The 1,850-nt window shown below is 72.3% G+C and carries 1 protein-coding gene; it reads left to right on the top strand.

Annotated features, from left to right (window positions below; translation table 11 throughout):
• The coding region (locus KDL01_RS40850; protein ID WP_212534097.1) for an SDR family NAD(P)-dependent oxidoreductase at positions 1–1,850 on the top strand (1,850 nt) is incomplete at both ends.

Consider the following 1,850-nt stretch of genomic DNA (forward strand, 5'->3'; position numbering starts at 1 on the left):
GCCCCGGACCCGGGCCCCGCGCTCACCCGCGCCGTTCCCACCTTCATCCCCAAACCGGCCTCCGGACTCGCGCTGCCCGGCCTGTTCCGCGCGACCGTCGTGGTCACCGATGACGGCCAGGGCATCGCAGACGACGTCATCGCCCTGCTGCACCAGGTCGGTGCCACCGCCGTCCACACCGACGAGATCCTCACCGCCCCGCCCGCCGACGTCAGCGCCACGATCTTCCTCGGCGGCCTGCGCCCCGACCCCGCCGCCCACGCCGACTCCTACCCCTTCGCCGCCGACGTCGCGATCACGCGCGAGGCTTTCCACGTCGCCCGTTCCGTTGCCGGCACCGGGGCGTTCGTCACCGTCGGCCGCCTCGGCCGCACCGGACTCGGCGCGCTCACCCGCACGTGCGCCCGCGAATGGCCCGACGTGGCCGTGAAGTCCATCGAACTCGACCAGCCCGACGCCGCGTCAGCCGCCGTCGCCATCGTGACCGAGCTCCTCACCGGCGACTCGGAGCCAGACATCGTCCTCGGTCCCGACGGCTCCAGGTCGGCCTGGACCATGCAGCCCGCCTCGCTGCCCGCTGCGTCTGAAGCCACCGCTCCGCTCAGCGCCGAATCAGTGGTCATCATCACCGGCGGCGCGCGGGGTGTGACGGCCGCGTGTGCACGGGCTCTGGCGCATGCGTTCCGTTGCCGGATCGCGTTGGTCGGACGTACGCCGCTCACCGACGAGCCGCCAGACCTCGGTGATGCGCAGTCCGAAGTGGATCTGCGTGCGGCGCTGGTCGGGCGGGCGGTGCGAGCGGGGGAGCGCCCGCGGCCGGCGGCGATCGAGAGTGAGCTGCGGCGTGTCCTCGCTGTGCGCGAGGTCAGATCGACGCTGGCGGACATCGAGGCGGCGGGGTCGGCGGTCCGTTACCTGCGTGCCGACGTCGGCGACATCGAGTCGCTGAGTGGGGCGCTCGACGAGGTGCGAGCCGAGTGGGGGGCGGTGACCGGCGTCGTGCACGGAGCGGGGGTGTTGGCCGACCGGCTCGTGGTGGACAAGACCGACGAGCAGTTCGACCGGGTGCTGCGGGTCAAGGCCGAGGGATTCAGGAACCTGCTCGAACTCGTCGGCGCCGACGAGCCCGCGCTGGTCGCCGTCTTTTCCTCCGTCGCTGCGTCGGCGGGCAACTCGGGCCAGTGCGACTACGCGGCGGCGAACGAGATCGCCGAGCGGCTGGCAGTCGACTGGCGCGCGCGGCACCCGGCGTGCGTGGTGAAGGCGATCGCGTGGGGGCCGTGGAGCGGGGGCATGGTGGGCGCGGACCTCGCGGCGATGTTCGCGGAGCGGGACGTGGCGTTGATTGCGTTGGCCGCGGGCGCTGAGGCCTTCGTCGCGGAGATAACAGGCCCAATCGGCGCGGAGCGCACCCACGACGGTCCGCAGGTTGGCGACGGAATGCCAGCCGACGACGTTGGAGCCGACGACGTTGGAGCCGACGACGTGCCAGCCGACGAGGTTCGAGCGGACGGTGTGCGGTGCCTTATTGCTGCGGGGACTTCGGGCGCGCCCTCGGCGCCGCGCGAAGGGGACTTGGCGGTGAGTGAGGTGGCGCAGGTGTGGCTGGGGTCGCATCGCATCGGGGATCGGGCGGTGGTGCCGCTGGCGGTGGTCTGTGACTGGATGTTGCGGCTTATCGACGTCGACGTCGACGGGGCTGGTTCGGTGACGGCGTCGGCGCCGGCGTTGGTTCTTCGGGACATCGACGTCGTGCGGGGGATCGTCGCGCCGTCCGTCGTGACGGTTCGGCGGGTCGGGGCGGAGTTCACGGTGGTCACGGCTGCGGGGGTTCGGTGCTATCGCTGTCT

It is taken from the genome of Actinospica durhamensis (assembly GCF_018139695.1).
Taxonomy (GTDB): Bacteria; Actinomycetota; Actinomycetes; order Streptomycetales; family Catenulisporaceae; genus Actinospica; species Actinospica durhamensis.